Source organism: Rhizobium sp. 01N447_2 (genome assembly GCF_056399245.1).
In genome coordinates this window covers 37,759-53,235 of the sequence record NZ_JBFTQY010000030.1, presented here as the reverse complement: position 1 = coordinate 53,235, position 15,477 = coordinate 37,759, and the positions used below count along the sequence as shown (strand labels likewise).

12 protein-coding genes are annotated in these 15,477 nt (G+C 61.9%); 5 read left to right on the top strand and 7 right to left on the bottom strand.

Annotation, left to right across the window (positions count from 1 at the left end; genetic code table 11):
- Positions 1–429: 429 nt before the first annotated feature.
- Together uxaC and AC1ECN_RS20735 are read left to right on the top strand one after the other, a co-directional pair.
- Entirely contained in the window at positions 430–1,845 is a 1,416-nt protein-coding gene (uxaC, locus tag AC1ECN_RS20740; RefSeq protein ID WP_130662572.1) for a glucuronate isomerase, read from the top strand.
- Positions 1,842–3,299 (top strand): mannitol dehydrogenase family protein, encoded by a 1,458-nt coding sequence (locus AC1ECN_RS20735; RefSeq protein WP_477953969.1) that lies wholly within the window; start codon positions 1,842–1,844, stop codon positions 3,297–3,299. The genes uxaC and AC1ECN_RS20735 overlap by 4 nt, the downstream gene beginning before the upstream one ends.
- Positions 3,300–3,305: 6 nt before the next feature.
- Here AC1ECN_RS20735 and AC1ECN_RS20730 read toward each other — a convergent pair whose 3' ends face one another.
- The 7 genes from AC1ECN_RS20730 to AC1ECN_RS20700 all read right to left on the bottom strand — a co-directional run bounded on the left by AC1ECN_RS20730 (position 3,306) and on the right by AC1ECN_RS20700 (position 12,148).
- On the bottom strand, positions 3,306–5,756 hold the full coding sequence (locus tag AC1ECN_RS20730; protein WP_130662570.1) for a GcvT family protein: 2,451 nt from the start codon (positions 5,754–5,756) through the stop codon (positions 3,306–3,308).
- Positions 5,757–6,632, bottom strand: coding sequence for a phosphotransferase (locus AC1ECN_RS20725; protein ID WP_130662569.1), 876 nt, complete (start codon positions 6,630–6,632; stop codon positions 5,757–5,759).
- A 178-nt stretch (positions 6,633–6,810) separates the two neighbouring features.
- Positions 6,811–7,887, bottom strand: coding sequence for an ABC transporter ATP-binding protein (locus tag AC1ECN_RS20720; RefSeq protein WP_130662568.1), 1,077 nt, complete (start codon positions 7,885–7,887; stop codon positions 6,811–6,813).
- A gap of 31 nt (positions 7,888–7,918) precedes the next feature.
- Positions 7,919–9,016 carry a Gfo/Idh/MocA family protein gene (locus AC1ECN_RS20715; RefSeq protein WP_197727425.1) on the bottom strand — a complete coding sequence of 366 codons (1,098 nt, stop codon included), beginning with the start codon at positions 9,014–9,016 and terminating at the stop codon, positions 7,919–7,921.
- Complete coding sequence (locus AC1ECN_RS20710) at positions 9,016–9,903, bottom strand: carbohydrate ABC transporter permease (protein ID WP_026157525.1); 888 nt, start codon at positions 9,901–9,903, stop codon at positions 9,016–9,018. The genes AC1ECN_RS20715 and AC1ECN_RS20710 overlap by 1 nt, the downstream gene beginning before the upstream one ends.
- Positions 9,896–10,855 (bottom strand): carbohydrate ABC transporter permease, encoded by a 960-nt coding sequence (locus AC1ECN_RS20705; RefSeq protein WP_064250138.1) that lies wholly within the window; start codon positions 10,853–10,855, stop codon positions 9,896–9,898. The genes AC1ECN_RS20710 and AC1ECN_RS20705 overlap by 8 nt, the downstream gene beginning before the upstream one ends.
- A gap of 6 nt (positions 10,856–10,861) precedes the next feature.
- Positions 10,862–12,148, bottom strand: coding sequence for an ABC transporter substrate-binding protein (locus AC1ECN_RS20700; protein WP_130662566.1), 1,287 nt, complete (start codon positions 12,146–12,148; stop codon positions 10,862–10,864).
- Between the two features lie 198 nt (positions 12,149–12,346).
- Here AC1ECN_RS20700 and AC1ECN_RS20695 point away from each other — a divergent pair, with 198 nt between their 5' ends.
- The 3 genes from AC1ECN_RS20695 to AC1ECN_RS20685 all read left to right on the top strand — a co-directional run bounded on the left by AC1ECN_RS20695 (position 12,347) and on the right by AC1ECN_RS20685 (position 15,471).
- The gene (locus AC1ECN_RS20695) at positions 12,347–13,024 is read left to right on the top strand and encodes a TetR/AcrR family transcriptional regulator (protein ID WP_130673325.1); all 678 of its coding nucleotides are present in this window, start codon (positions 12,347–12,349) and stop codon (positions 13,022–13,024) included.
- A gap of 131 nt (positions 13,025–13,155) precedes the next feature.
- Entirely contained in the window at positions 13,156–14,304 is a 1,149-nt protein-coding gene (locus tag AC1ECN_RS20690; protein ID WP_130662564.1) for a Gfo/Idh/MocA family protein, read from the top strand.
- Between the two features lie 3 nt (positions 14,305–14,307).
- Entirely contained in the window at positions 14,308–15,471 is a 1,164-nt protein-coding gene (locus AC1ECN_RS20685; RefSeq protein WP_130662563.1) for a dihydrodipicolinate synthase family protein, read from the top strand.
- The last annotated feature ends 6 nt before the right edge of the window (positions 15,472–15,477 follow it).

The window sequence follows — 15,477 nt, the reverse complement described above, 5'->3', positions numbered from 1 at the left end:
GCAGCATTCTGCCGGAGCAGGTTTTCGTCAGGGCAAAGGCGATTGGCGAAGGGCATACCCCAAGGTACGTCCGAGCCGATCGCCTTCGCCCTGGCGGAAAGATGCCCGGCCCTTCGGGTTGGCTGAAACGGGCCGCCTGCTCGACCGGCCGGCTTGGCCGTAGAGCTGGGATACGACGCGCGCCGGCCGGTCGACCATCCGACTCCGTTTGAGCCAACAGAATACTACAATCTAACCCGGAAAGGCTCTAGATCCTCCTTTGCCGAAACCGGCAGAACAGATGGTTCTGCAAAGCGGAAATAGGCCGCCGCGTCAATGCTTTCCATGCCCGGCGCAGCCACGCGTAAAACTGTACCGTTTGGTTACTAAAAGACCTTGCCGTGCCTGATGTTGTGGGGTAGGCCAGTTGTCCATCTGGGAGGAATACTGATGGATGCAGGAAACGGCTTTCTTCATCCGGACCGGCTTTTTCCGGCTGATCCGGCAACACGGACCATCGCGCGAGACCTCTACGAGACGGTGCGCAATCTTCCGATCGTCAGCCCGCACGGGCATACCGAACCCTCCTGGTTTGCCGACGACAAGCCCTTCGAAGACGCGGCCTCGCTGCTGGTCATTCCCGATCACTATCTCTTCCGGATGCTGCACAGCGTCGGCGTCACCTTGGACGAGCTCGGCGTGCCGCGGCTCGACGGCAAACCGGTGGCTGAGGGACGGGCGATCTGGCGGACCTTTGCCGCACATTATCATCTTTTCCGCGGAACGCCTTCGAGCCTTTGGGTCGACCACGCCATGTCGGCCGTGCTCGGCTGCACCGAGCCGCTGACGGCTGATAATGCCGATGCGCTCTACGACCATATCAATGCCCAGCTTGCGCTTCCCGAATTCCGCCCGCGGGCGCTGCATCAGCGATTCGGCATCGAAACGATCGCGACGACGGATGGCGCGCTCGACCCACTGGCGCATCACCAGAAGTTGGCGGCGGACGGCTGGATCGGCAAAGTGCGCACCACCTACAGGCCGGACAGTGTCACCGATCCCGACGCCGTCGGCTTCCGCGACAATCTCATCAAGTTCGGAGAGATCACCGGCACTGAGGTGACGCGCTGGGACGGCCTGATCGAGGCGCATCGGCGCCGACGCGCCTATTTCCGCCAGTTCGGCGCCACCGCCACCGATCACGGCGTGCCGACGGCCTTCACCGCCGACCTGCCGCCTGCGGAAAAACAGGCGCTGCTCGACAAGGCGCTGAAGGGTCCGCTTTCGGCCGCCGAGGCCGAGCTCTTCCGTGGCCAGATGATGACCGAGATGGCCGGGCTTTCGGCCGAGGACGGCATGGTGATGCAGATCCATGCCGGCTCCAGACGCAATACCGACCGCGGGCTCTTTGCGACCCGAGGCCCCAATATGGGCGCCGATATCCCGACACGCACGGACTGGGTCGGCGGCCTGAATGCGCTGCTTTCCAGATACGGCCACGCACCGGGTTTGCGCGTGCTGCTGTTCACGCTCGACGAGACGACCTATGCACGCGAGCTGGCGCCGATGGCTGGCCACTGGCCCTGCCTGATGATCGGCCCGCCCTGGTGGTTCTACGACAGCCCGAACGGCATCCGGCGCTATCTCGACCAGGTTGCGGAAACGGCAGGTTTTGCCAATATGGCGGGTTTCAACGACGATACGCGCGCGCTGCTTTCGATCCCGGCCCGGCATGACGTCTGGCGCCGTGAAGTCTGCCGCTTCCTCGCCCAGCTTGCCGCCGAGCACCGGATTTCCAAGCGGGAAGCCGAGATCGTCGCGGGCGAACTCTCCTATGGCAATGCGAAGAAGGCCTATAAGCTGTGACCGAACGACTAGAGACCCTTTCCGGCCTCGCCCCGACGGCGAAGCTTCCCGCCTATGACCGCGACCAGCTGAAAAGCGGCATCCTGCATCTTGGGCCGGGCGCCTTTTTCCGCGCGCATGTCGCGCCGTTTACCGATGCCGCAATTGCGGTGAGCGGCGGAGACTGGGGCATCGAGGTGGCGAGCCTGCGCACCGCCGATGTCGCTGACAATCTGAGCGCTCAGAACGGGCTTTATACGACGTTGATCCGCGACAGCTCGGGCACGACGGCGGAGGTGATCGGTTCGATCCTGAAGGCGCATGTGGCGCCGCGCGATCCGGCTGGCCTGCTGGCGCGGCTCGAAGATCCCGCTATCCGCATCGTCAGCATGACGGTGACGGAAAAGGCCTATGGTTTCGATCCGGCAACCGGCGGCCTCGACCTGAAGCACCCCGATATCGTCGCCGATCTCGCCAGCCGGCATACGCCGCGCGGCGTCATCGGCTACCTCGTCGAAGGCCTTGCGCGCCGCCGGCAGAAGGGGATCGCGCCCTTTACGCCGCTCAGCTGCGACAACCTGCCGAGCAACGGCGCGGTTCTAAAACGCCTCGTGCTCGAATTCACCTCCCGCATCGACCCCGACCTGCATCGCTGGATCGAAGCGAATGTGCCCTTCCCTTCGACGATGGTCGACCGCATCACGCCGGCAAGCACCGAAGCGACCTATGCCGATGCCGAGCGGCTAACGGGCCGCACCGACATGGCGGCGGTCGAGACAGAGCCTTTTACGCAGTGGGTCATCGAAGATCATTTCGCCAATGGGCGGCCGGCCTGGGAAAAGGTCCGCGGCGCGCTGATGGTCGAGGAAGTATCGGCCTACGAAAAAATGAAGCTGCGGATGCTGAACGGCGCCCATTCGCTGCTCGCCTATCTCGGTTATATCGGCGGCTATGAATTTATTCGCGACGTGATGGATGATGCCGGCCTGGCAGCCCTTGCCTACCGCCACATGCATGCAGCGGCGAGAACGCTCGATGCGGTTCCCGGCATCGATCTCGATGACTATGCCAGCGAATTGATAGCGCGCTTTGCAAACAAGGCAATCGCACATCGCACCTATCAGATCGCCATGGACGGCACGCAGAAACTGCCGCAGCGGCTGCTGGAACCGGCAACCGAGGCACTGGCGCATGGCGACAAGGCGGAGACCTATGCGATCGCCGTAGCGGCATGGATGCGCTATGCGATCGGCGAGCACGGCAACGGCGAGCGCTATGAACTGCGCGATCCCCGTGCTGGCGAAATCGCCGCTCTAATCGCCGATGTCCCGCGCACCGGCCTTGCGATCTCGGCGGCTCTTTTCACCCTTCCGGGACTCTTCCCGGCAGCTTTGACAGGAAATCGGGCGTGGACACAGGATGTGTCAGACAAGCTGGAGATCCTGATCCAGGACGACCGGCTGCCGCTTTTCTAGATCCCGCTACGCCTTGATGCGCGCCATATCCGGATCGTAGAGCGGCGACAGCGATACCTTGCAGGGGATGCGTTCCCGGGCGACGTCAAGCTCATAGGCGCCGGAGAGGACGAAATCCTCGGTCACGCCGTCGGGGCTGCGGACGTAGCCGTAGCCGATCGGTTTGCCCAGCGTGTAACCGAAGCCGCCGCTCGACAGCCAGCCGACGCGTTTGCCGTCGCGATAGATTGTTTCACGGCCGAGCAGCACGGCATCCGCATCCTCCGGAATGAAGCAGGCGAGGCGCTTCTTCACGCCGCCCGCAAGCTGCCGTTCGATCGCCTCACGGCCGCGGAACGGGATATTCCTCCGCATCTTCACCGCCCAGCCGAGACCGGCTTCAATAGGCGTATGGTCGGGACCGATATCCGACCCCCAGGCACGATAACCCTTTTCCAGGCGGCAGCTCTCAATGGCGCGGTAGCCGGCATTGGCGAGGCCGAGCTCACCGCCTGATGCCATCAGCACGTCATAGACCGTGGTCGCATATTCAATGGGAACATGCAGCTCGTAGCCGAGCTCGCCGACATAGGTGATGCGCAGCGCCCGCACCGGGCAGCCTGCAATGCCGATGGTCCTGACCTTGCCGAAGGGGAAGGCCGCATTCGAGACGTCGCTGCCCGTCACCTTTTCCAGCACGGCGCGGGAATTCGGTCCCATCAGCGACAGCACGGAATAGGCGGATGTGACATCGACCAGCTCGGCATGCATCTCCGCCGGGATATTGCGGGCGATCCAATTGAAGTCATGGGTGGCGAAACCAGTACCGGTGACGATGTAATATTCATTCTCGGCGATGCGGGCGACCGTCACGTCGCATTCGATACCGCCCTTGTCGTTCAGCATCTGCGTGTAGACAAGCGATCCCACAGGCCTTGCGACATCGTTGGCGGCGATCCAGGACAAGGCTGCCTCGGCATCCCTGCCCTTCAGCACGAATTTGGCAAAGGACGTCTGGTCGAAGATGACGGCCGCTTCGCGCACCGCCTTGTGCTCGCGGCCGACGGCATCGAACCAGTTCTGCCTGGTGTAGCTGTAGATATCCTTCGGCTCCTCGTTGGCGAAGAGATCGGCAAACCAGTTCGGCCGCTCCCAGCCGAGCTTTTCGCCAAAACAGGCGCCCTGCGCCTTCAGCCGGTCATAGAGCGGCGATTTGCGGCAGGGGCGGCCGCTCGCATGTTCCTCGAACGGCCAGGCCATGGTGTAATGTTTGCCGTAGGCTTCGAGCGTGCGTGTCCGCACCCAGTCGGTATCGAAATGCGGACGTCCGAAACGGCGGATATCGACCGGCCAGAGATCATAGGGCGGTTCGCCCTTCGTCACCCATTCGGCAAGCGCCATGCCGGCGCCACCGGCCGAGGCGATGCCGAAGGCGTTGAAACCGGCGCCGACGAAGAGATTCTTCAGCTCCGGGGCCTCGCCGAGAATGAAGTTGCCGTCCGGCGTGAAGCTTTCCGGGCCGTTCAGCAGCTGCTTGACGCCGACATTTTCCAGCGCCGGAACGCGGCCGAGCGCCTGTTCCATGATCTGTTCGAAATGGTCGAAATTACTGTCGAGCAGCGTGTAGTGGAAACCGTCGGGAATGCCGCTTTTCGCCCAGGGAATGGGGTTCGGCTCATAGCCGCCCATGACGATGCCACCGACCTCCTCCTTATAGTAGGTCAGGCGATCGGGATCGCGCAGCGTCGGTAGGTTGGAGGGCACGCCGAAGGATTCGGTGATGATGTATTGATGCTCGACCGAGACCAGCGGTACGTTGACGCCGAAGCGGGCGGCGAAGGCGCGCGTCCACTGGCCGGCACAGACGACGACGCGCTCGCATTCGATGCGCCCTTGCGCCGTGACGACGGCACGAATCCTCCCCTTGTCGATTTCAAGGTCGAGGACTTCGGTATCCTCGAAGATCGAAACGCCCGACATGCGGGCGCCCTTTGCCAGCGCCTGGGTGATGTCGGAGGGATTGGCCTGGCCGTCGGTCGGGAGGAAGGCAGCGCCGACGAGGTCGTCGACCGTCATCAGCGGCCAGAGATCGAAGGCTTCCTGCGGAGTCAGCAATTGCATTTCGAGGCCGAAGGACTGGGCGGTGGTCGCCTGGCGCCTGACCTCGGTCCAGCGTTCCTCATTGCAGGCAAGGCGCAGGCCGCCATTCATCTTCCAGCCGGTGCCGAGACCCGTTTCCGCCTCCAGCCGCTGGTAGAGATCGACGGAATAGCCGAGGAGCTGGGTGATATTGGCGCTGGTGCGCAACTGGCCGACGAGGCCGGCGGCATGGAAGGTGGTGCCCGAGGTAAGCTTCTTGCGCTCCAGCAGCACGGTATCGGTCCAGCCAAGTTTGCCGAGATGATAGGCTGCCGAGCAGCCGACAATGCCGCCGCCAATGACCACGGCTTTCGCCGTTTTCGGTAATTCCTTCGTCATTTATCGGTCCTGTTCAAAGGCATGATAGGCGCGCTCGAAGCGCACGAGATTTTCGGCCGTGTAGCCGGCGTAATCGAAATCGATGCTGGAATGAATTTCCGAAATCATGCTCCACAGCGTCTCGCGCATCAGCGAGGCGCATTTCATCGCGGCATAGCGCCGGCTGAGATCACCGGTCAGCGGCCGGTCGAAATAGGTCTCCAGCATCGTGTGCTCGGCCGCTTCCGAGAGCTCGTTGTTGGAGGCCAATCCACCAAGATCGAAAAGCGGCGTGTTGAAACCGGCATAGTCCCAGTCGATCAGCCAGAGGCGCTTGCCGTCATCGAGAAGGTTGGCGGCCAGCAGGTCGTTGTGGCCGAAGGCGATCTCGAAAGGCCCTGCCGCTTCTTCCAGCGTCTCAGCCCTGCCGACGAGTCCCGGCAGCAGAGGAAGATAGGCGCTCTCCGACGCCTTCAGATTGGCGGCGTAATCGCGGATGACGTGGAAGACCCAGAAGATCATCGCCTGGCCGCGGAAATGCCGGGCGATGTCGCGATGGCAGGCGCGCACCAGGGGCAAGACCCGGGAGAGCATTTGCGGCGTCCTGATATCCTCCGGCGAAAGCGCCCTCGCCTCGATATAGTCGAGCACCAGGACGCCCGGCGAATGGTGGATGACCGCTGGCGATATGCCGGCGGCATGGGCGGCACGGCTTGCGGCAAGCTCGTTCTGCCGGCTGATGTGATGGATCGGAATATCGGTGCCGAGCCTGACCACGCAGCGTGCGACGGCATCGCTGACCAGATAGTTTCTGTTGGTGATGCCGCCTGCTATCGGCGAGATTTCGATCGGGCCTTGCCAGATGCCAAGCGCATGAATCCTATCTTCAGGCGTCATGCTTATTCCCCCAGAGCATGATGCCGAAAAGTGTGAGCGGTTTTCGGACGACATTATGCTCTAACTATATAATGTAGAACAGGATTCAGATTTTAGGCCGACCCGGCCTAAAATCATCCTGTTCGACCCCTGTCGAAATGATGGGGCAGGGGAGGATCGGCGTCAAGCAGCGGTGCGCTTAGATCGTCTTGCCGGCGGCATCGAAGACGTGGCAGCGGGCCGGATCGAAGGAAGCCTTCACATTGGCGCCGCGCTCCACCTTCTGCTGGCCGTCGAGCGCAACGGTCAGAAGTTGGCTATCCGGCGTCGTGGTGTAGAGCATGGTGGCGCCGCCGAGATTTTCGACGAGATCGACGTTGATGGTCGAGAGCGTGATGGCGCCTTCGGCCAGCGAAAGATGCTCGGGGCGGATGCCGAAGGTGACCTCCTCCCCCGCCCCGCCTTTCAGCCGGCGCGGCAGGCGGACCGAATTGCCGCAGACATGGATGCTGGTTTCGGTCTCGCCGACCTGCTCGATGCGGGCCTTCAGAAAATTCATCTTCGGGCTGCCGATGAAGCCGGCGACGAAGCGGTTGGCCGGGTTGTTGTAGAGATCGAGCGGCGCGCCGACCTGTTCGATACGGCCGGAATTCAACACCACGATCTTGTCCGCCATCGTCATGGCTTCGACCTGGTCATGGGTGACATAGATCATCGTATTGCCGAGGCTGCGGTGCAGGCGGGAGATCTCGACGCGCATCTGCACGCGCAGTTCGGCATCGAGATTCGACAGCGGTTCGTCGAACAGGAAGATCCGCGGTTCGCGCACGATGGCGCGGCCGATGGCGACACGCTGGCGCTGGCCGCCGGAGAGCGCCTTCGGCTTACGCTCCAAGAGCTTCTCGATCTGCAATATCTCGGCGGCGCGCTTCACCTTCGGCTGGATATCGGCCTTCTTGTAACCCGCCGTCTCCAGGCCGAAGGCGAGGTTTTTATAGACCGACATGTGGGGATAGAGCGCATAGGACTGGAAAACCATGGCGATGCCGCGCTTGGCAGGAGCCACCTCGTTCATGCGCTCGTTGTCGAGCAGCAGCCCGCCGCCGGTGATCTCCTCGAGACCGGCGATCATACGCAGCAGGGTCGATTTTCCGCAGCCCGAGGGGCCGACAAAAACGACGAATTCGCCGGGATCGATCGTCAGGTCGATGCCATGGATCACATCCAGCGAGCCGTAGCGCTTCTCGACCTTCTGAAGAACGACACTGGTTGCCATCTTCTCAAACCCTCTCTTCTTATTTTACCGGTTACTTCGTTCTTGCGCGCCAATCGGCGTATTTCGGACTGTCGGGACCAACCGGTAGCGGCACGTCAGCGCCGCTGTCGGAAGACTGGTAGATGGCGGTGACGAGTTCCAGCGCGCGGCGGGCGTCCTTCGTCGTCACCGGCAGCGGCGCATGGCCACTGAGGAAAGCGTGGAACTGGCCCATCTGGGTGGTGAAACGCGGCGCAACCGGCTGCCAGTCGCCAACCACCCGTTCGATCTGCTCCCGCACATCGTCATTCGCGGCGATGATCTTCCAGGGGTCCTTGCCGGGGGTATAGGGCTCGTGGCTGCTTTCGAAAGTGACATTCTCGAAGTGCAGCCTGAGCCGGCTAATCTGTTCCTGCGAACCAAGCGTACAAGACAGCGAGACAAAGGCGCCGTTTTCCATCAGCAAGCTGGCGGAGGCACAATCCTCGACCTCGATATCGTTGACACGGGTGGCGACGCGGCCGAAGACCCTGGCCGCCGGGCCCATCAGATGCATCAGCATGTCGTGCAGATGCAGGGCATGGGTGACGAGCACGCCGCCAAGCTCCGTCGCCCATTTGCCACGCCAAGGCACGGCGTAATATTCCGGCTTGCGCAGCCAGAAGGTTTCGACCGAAGCGGTATAGGGCTTGCCGGCAATACCGGCGTCGATGATCCGCTTGGCCTTCTGAATGCCGTCGCCGTAACGGTACTGGAAGATCGGCATGAGCACGCCCTTGGCGGTCTTTTCCGCTTCCATGATGGTATCGACGGCGGCAAGCGAGCCCGTCAGCGGCTTTTCGCAGACGACATGTTTACCGGCAGCCAGGGCCGCGACAACCTGTTCCAGATGGATGCCGGGAGGGGTGCAGATATCGATGATGTCGATCGTGTCGTCGGCCAGCAGTTCCGCAAAAGAGGTGGTGCGCCGTTCGATGCCGAACTCGTCGCCGACCGCCGCCATGCGCTGCTCGTTTAGGTCGCAGATCGCCACGACCCTGAACTTATCGGAATGCGGCAGGTAACCTTCGACGATGTGGGAGCGGCCGATACCGCAACCAACGATCGCCACCGTCCTGATGCTCATGTCGCTCTTTCCCGTTATCGCCATCAACGCTTCATACCCGTCGTGGCGATGCCCTCGATCAGCAGGCGCTGGAAGAACAGGAAGAAGAAGAACACCGGCACGAGCGTCAGCGTCGACATGGCGAACAAACCGCCCCAATCCGATGCACTGGTGGAATCGACGAAAGTGCGCAGGCCGAGCTGGATCGTATAAGTGTTCATATCGTTCAGGTAGATCAGCGGACCGAAGAAATCGTCCCAGGTCCAGATGAAGGAGAAGATCGCAGCCGTTGCCATCACCGGCAGCGACAGTGGCAGCATGATCTTCCAGTAGATGCGCCAAGCGCTGCAGCCATCCATCATCGCCGCCTCATCGAGTTCGCGCGGGATGCCGCGGAAGAACTGCACCATCAGGAAGATGAAGAAGGCATCGCTTGCCAGGAACTTCGGCACGACAAGCGGCAGGATGGTGTTGACCCAGCCGAGATCGAGAAAGAGCACATATTGCGGGATCAGCGTCACGTGATAGGGGATCATCAACGTGCCGAGCATGATCGCGAACCAGAAGTTCCGGCCGACAAAACGCAGCCGCGCAAAGGCGAAGGCTGTCAGCGAACAAGCGATGACATTGCCTGTCACCACCAGCAGCGAGATGACCAGCGAATTCCAGAAGAACCGGCCGAAGCTGACATCGAGGCCGACCCAACCGCGCGCATAGGAGGAGAAATCGATCGACGACGGGATGAGCGAGGTCGACGAGAAGATCTCGTTTTCCGGCCTGACCGACGCCGAAACCATCCACAACAGCGGATAGAGCATGAGAAGTGAAGCAGCGATCAGCAGGGCGTGGATGATCAGCGACGCCGGCAGGCTGCGTTTGGTGATGTCGGATGGCGGCCTGGCCGCAGTGACGGAAGCGGTCATCTCAGTCATCGTAGTGCACCCAATAACGCGAGGTCAGGAAGGAGAAGGCGGTGAAGATCGCGATGATCAACACCAGGATCCAGGCGAGCGCGGAAGCATAGCCCATGCGGAAATTGCCGAAGGCTTCCTGATAGAGGTAGAGCGTGTAGAACAGCGTCGAGTTGATCGGACCGCCGGTGCCGCCGGATATGATGAAGGCCGGCGTGAAGGCCTTGAAAGCATCAATCGTCTGGACGACGGCATTGAAAAAGATCACCGGCGTCAGAAGTGGCAGCGTGATCTTGTAGAATTGCCGGAACTTGGAGGCGCCGTCGAGGCTCGCGGCCTCATACATATCCTGCGGGATCTGGCGCAGGCCGGCCAGGAAAATAATCATCGGCGAGCCGAACTGCCAGACGGACAGCGCCACCAGCGTGTAGATCGAATAGCTCGGATGCGAGATCCAGCTCGGACCTTCGATGCCGAAATGCGACAGCGCGGCATTGACGAGGCCATCGCTGGCGAAAAGCTGACGCCAGAGCACGGCGATCGCCACGCTACCGCCCAGCAGTGACGGCAGATAGAAGATGGCACGATAGATCGACAGCCCGCGCAGGCCGCGGTTCAGCGCCATGGCGACCAGCAAGGCGAAGGTCAGCTTGAACGGCACCGAGAAGACGACATAGGTCAGGGTGACATGCATAGCAGCCGAGAATTTCGGATCCGCCGTGGCGATGCGCACGTAATTCGCCATTCCCACCCACCGCGGCGACTGAAGCATGTCAAAGTCGGTGAAGGAGAGGTAGAGCGAAATCAGGGCCGGCCCGAGCGTCAGCCCGAAAAAGCCGATGAGCCATGGAAGAAGGAAGAGATAGCCGGGAGCATTGGCATTCCACAGACGCCTGAAGCGTCCTTCGGCCACGGCCCCCTGATATCTTTCCACATTGATGGCCCCTGCGGGCGTGCGCATCGCATTGCTCATACGGGATCAGCCTCGTGCGAGAATCTGCGTGATTTCAGCGACAAGCTGTTTGCCGCCGTCGGAGGGAGACAGCTGTCCGAAGCCGACCTGTTCGGCGATGTTGCGTAACATCAGCTCTCCTTCACCGGCGCCGGCCGGCGGCGGCGGCGGCAATTTGCCGGCGAGATCGCCAAGGCCACTGACATAGGCCAGCGCAATCTTGCCGTTCTCATCAAGCTTCGCCGCCACGACCTCGCGCATGGCGCTCGATTCCGGAATTCCGCGTTCGACATCCAGAAGCAGCGCTGCCTCGGGGTTCTTGACGAAGAAATTGACGTAGTCCACGGCCAGGTCCACGGCTTTCGACTGGGCGGAGACCGAGAAGAACATCGAAGGCTTGCGATAATGGCCGCCCTTCGAATCCGCCTTGACGCGCATGTAGTTGGTCAGCGCCAGCTTGTCCTTGTTCATTGCCTGATAGGCGACGAATTGGTTGGAATGGGCAAAACCGGCGGCCGACTTGCCGAGCGAAACCGTATTGGTGTCGATATCGTTCTTGTCGAGGGCCTGGACATCGGCAGGAACGCAGGCGCCGGCCGCACGGAACTTGGCCCACATGTCGTACCATTCGGAGGCATCGTCCACGTCGAAGGCGATCTTACCGTCGGCGGTATAAAGCGCCTTGCCGCGCTGGCGCAGCCAATTTTCAAACAGCGGTTCACCGCCGCTGCCGTCGGCCATGCCGAACATGCCCTTGCGCTTGCCTGCCTTGGTGATCTCAGCCCCCATGCGTGCGAATTCTTCCCAGGTGGTCGCCTGGGTCGGCAGATCGACGCCGGCTTCCTTGAAGGCGGTGGTGTTCAGGACCGTGGCGGCCGAATTCGCCCCAAGGCTGACGCCATAGAGATGGCCGTCGACGCTGCCGCCTTCGATCTGCGCCTTGTCGAAATCGTCGAGGTTCAGCTTGGCCGGCATATAGGATTCGAGCGGGGCGAGCGCGCCGCGCCGCGCATACTGGACAATATAGCGATAGTCCATCTGGATGACATCGGGCGCGTTGCGGCCGGCGACCTGGGTCGCAAGGCGCGGCCAGTAGTCGCCCCAGCCGAGGAATTCGCCGGTGATCGACGTGCCCGGCTTCTTCGTCTGATAGAGCTGCGATACCTTGTTGGTGCGGTCGGCGCGCGGCTGCGAACCCCACCACAGGAGACGCAGGCGCGTTTCCTGTGCCAAAGCGCTGGTTCCCAGCGCCGAGAGCGAAAGAAGCGTCGCTCCTCCCGCAACGAAATTACGTCTGCTTACACGTAGGCTCATTTTTTCCTCCTCCAAAAGGGAAGCGCCTCCACACGCTTCCGAACCTAGTTACCCTTGCATAAATAACTAATTGGTTACAAGCTACGGGCAAAGCGGCGAGCGTGTCAAGCGGTGTCGCTCGCAGGCTCTTCAAATTCGGTTTTTACAATTTCGCACCGAAGGCTTATGAGCGCAACATGTGAAGACGGAGGTGGAGAGATGAACGACAGCGGGGAGAATGGGGGAAAGAAAAGGTCTCGACGCCCATCGGCAGAACGGACGACCCAACGCGATCCGGAGCGGACACGCGCTGCTATCCTTGATGCCGCAACCCGGGAATTTGCCGAAAACGGCATGGGCGGGGCTCGCGTCGATGCGATCGCCGAGCGCGCCGGCACCAACAAGCGCATGCTCTATCATTATTTCGGCGACAAGGAGCAGCTCTACCTCAGAGTGCTCGAGGAAGCCTATGTCGGCATCCGCACCGCCGAACGCGCGCTGCATATCGGCGACCGCAGCCCGGAGGAAGGCATCGGCGAATTGGCACTCTTCACCTGGCGTTATTTTCTCCAGCATCCGGAATTCCTCAGCCTGCTCGGCACGGAAAATCTGCACCGGGCCCGCTGGCTGCGGCAGTCCGTCCGGCTCAAGGAACTGCATTCGCATCTGATCGGCGAGCTTTCGGACGTGCTCGAGCAAGGAAAGAAGCAGGGCGTCTTCATCGAGACCGCCGATCCCCTGCATGTCTACCTGACGATCGCCTCGCTCGGTTATTTCTACCTGTCCAACCAGTATACGCTTTCGACGATCTTCGGCCGCGACCTGATCGAGCCGACCCATCTCAATGCTTGGGAAAGGCATATCGTCCACGTCACGCTCGCCTCGATCAAGCGCTGAATCTCGAAATTCGGATTTGACTATTGACAGCCGCGCCGCTCTTCTGCCATCAAGTAACTGTTTAGTTACCGGCTTGGGAGGGCCGCGCCAGGATGCCCGCTCCCGCCGCAAAAACCTGCTGGGAGGAAAAAATGGCACGCTTGGGGATCATCTTGCACGGCGTCACCGGCCGCATGGGTTACAATCAGCACCTGGTGCGTTCTATCCTCGCCTTCCGCGACCAGGGCGGCATCACGCTGAAATCGGGTGAGAAACTCGAGATCGATCCGATCATCGTCGGGCGCAACGGCGCCAAGATGGAAGAGCTGGCGAAGAAGCATAACATCAAGCGCTGGTCGACCGATCTCGATGCAGCCCTCGCCAATCCCGACGACACGATCTTCTTCGACGCCGGCACGACGCTGATGCGGGCCGAGCTGCTGTCTAAGGCGCTCGATGCCGGCAAGCATGTCTATTGCGAGAAGCCGATTTCCGACGATCTGCAGGTGGCACTCGACCTTGCCCGCAAGGCGCGCGGCTCCGGCCTCAAACACGGCGTGGTACAGGACAAGCTCTTCCTGCCCGGTCTGCGCAAGCTGGCGCTGCTGAGGGATTCCGGCTTCTTCGGCAAGATCCTCTCGGTGCGCGGCGAATTCGGCTACTGGGTTTTCGAAGGCGATTGGGGCGTGCCCGCCCAGCGCCCGTCCTGGAACTACCGCAAGAGCGACGGCGGCGGCATCATCCTCGATATGCTCTGCCATTGGCGCTACGTGCTCGACAATCTATTCGGGGAGGTCAAGGCCGTATCCTGCCTCGGTGCTACGCATATTCCGCGCCGTATCGACGAGCAGGGCAAGCCTTATGATTGCGACACGGACGATGCGGCCTATGCGACCTTCGAGCTCGAAGGCGGCGCGATCGCGCAGATCAATTCCTCCTGGGCGGTTCGCGTCCGCCGCGACGACCTCGTCACATTCCAGGTCGACGGCACGCATGGTTCAGCCGTTGCCGGCCTGACGAAATGCTGGAGCCAGCACCGCGTCAACACGCCGAAACCGGTGTGGAACCCGGACCAGCCGCAGACGATCGACTTCTACAAGACCTGGGACGAGGTTCCGGACACACAGGCCTTCGACAACGGCTTCAAGGCGCAGTGGGAAATGTTCATCCGCCATGTTGTCGAAGATGCGCCGTGGCCCTATGGGCTGGAAGCTGGCGCCAAGGGCGTACAGCTTGCCGAACTCGGCCTGAAATCCTGGGCCGAGCGCCGCTGGCTCGACGTTCCCGCGCTGGAGTTCTGAGCCGTGACGACGATCAATCTCCCTCTTGACGGCAAGATCGTTCCCTACACGCTGACCGGCACGCCGATCGCGCTCGCCAAGCGCGACGCCAAGGCCTTTCCGCGCATCGCCTTTGCCGCCGCCCATGTGGTCGCCGATCCGCTCGCCGACAACGATCCGTGGCTGACGCCGGCGATCGATTGGGAGCGGACGCTCGCCTTCCGCCACCGGCTCTGGGACCTCGGCCTCGGCGTTGCCGAAGCGATGGATACGGCGCAGCGCGGCATGGGCCTCGGCTGGCCGGAAGCGCGCGACCTGATCCGCCGGGCGCTCAGTGAGGCGGCCGGCCGCAAGGATGCGCTGATCGCCTGCGGCGCCGGCACCGACCATCTGACGCCGGGACCTGACGTCACTATCGACACGATCCTCCGGGCCTATGAGGAGCAGATCGAAACCGTGGAGGCGGCCGGTGGCCGTATCATCCTGATGGCGAGCCGGGCGCTTGCCGCCGCAGCAAAAGGGCCGGACGACTATGTAAGCGTCTATGACCGCATCCTTCGCCAGGTCAAGGAACCCGTCATCATCCACTGGCTGGGCGAAATGTTCGACCCGGCGCTTGAGGGATATTGGGGCAACGGTGATCACATCGAGGCCATGTCCACCTGCCTCGAGGTGATCGAGGCCCATGCCGACAAGATCGACGGCATCAAGATCTCGCTGCTCTCCAAGGAGAAGGAAGTGGCGATGCGCCGCCGGCTGCCGAAAGGCGTGCGCATGTATACCGGCGACGATTTCAACTATGCCGAACTGATCGCCGGCGACGAAGAGGGCCATTCCGACGCGCTGCTCGGCATTTTCGACGCCATCGCGCCGGCAGCCTCGGCAGCGCTCGAGGCGCTCGGCCGCAAGAGCAACCATGAATTCTTCGACCTGCTGGAGCCGACCGTGCCGCTGTCGCGCCACATCTTCAAGGCGCCGACCCGCTTCTACAAGACCGGCGTCGTCTTCCTCGCCTATCTCAACGGCCTGCAGGATCATTTCGTCATGGTCGGCGGCCAACAGAGCACCCGCTCGTTGACACATCTGGCCGAACTCTTCCGCCTGGCCGACAAGGCCCGGGTTCTCGCCGATCCGGAACTCGCAACGGCGCGCATGAAACAGGTGCTTGCCGTCCACGGCGTCAACTGAAGCACG

What these genes read in the sequence shown, in the direction of transcription:
- uxaC (WP_130662572.1), top strand. Translation starts at nt 430, where the DNA reads ATGGATGCAGGAAACGGCTTTCTTCATCCGGACCGGCTTTTTCCGGCT.
- AC1ECN_RS20730 (WP_130662570.1), bottom strand. Translation starts at nt 5,756, where the DNA reads ATGACGAAGGAATTACCGAAAACGGCGAAAGCCGTGGTCATTGGCGGC.
- AC1ECN_RS20725 (WP_130662569.1), bottom strand. Translation starts at nt 6,632, where the DNA reads ATGACGCCTGAAGATAGGATTCATGCGCTTGGCATCTGGCAAGGCCCG.
- AC1ECN_RS20720 (WP_130662568.1), bottom strand. Translation starts at nt 7,887, where the DNA reads ATGGCAACCAGTGTCGTTCTTCAGAAGGTCGAGAAGCGCTACGGCTCG.
- AC1ECN_RS20715 (WP_197727425.1), bottom strand. Translation starts at nt 9,016, where the DNA reads ATGGCGATAACGGGAAAGAGCGACATGAGCATCAGGACGGTGGCGATC.
- AC1ECN_RS20710 (WP_026157525.1), bottom strand. Translation starts at nt 9,903, where the DNA reads ATGACTGAGATGACCGCTTCCGTCACTGCGGCCAGGCCGCCATCCGAC.
- AC1ECN_RS20705 (WP_064250138.1), bottom strand. Translation starts at nt 10,855, where the DNA reads ATGAGCAATGCGATGCGCACGCCCGCAGGGGCCATCAATGTGGAAAGA.
- AC1ECN_RS20700 (WP_130662566.1), bottom strand. Translation starts at nt 12,148, where the DNA reads ATGAGCCTACGTGTAAGCAGACGTAATTTCGTTGCGGGAGGAGCGACG.
- AC1ECN_RS20695 (WP_130673325.1), top strand. Translation starts at nt 12,347, where the DNA reads ATGAACGACAGCGGGGAGAATGGGGGAAAGAAAAGGTCTCGACGCCCA.
- AC1ECN_RS20690 (WP_130662564.1), top strand. Translation starts at nt 13,156, where the DNA reads ATGGCACGCTTGGGGATCATCTTGCACGGCGTCACCGGCCGCATGGGT.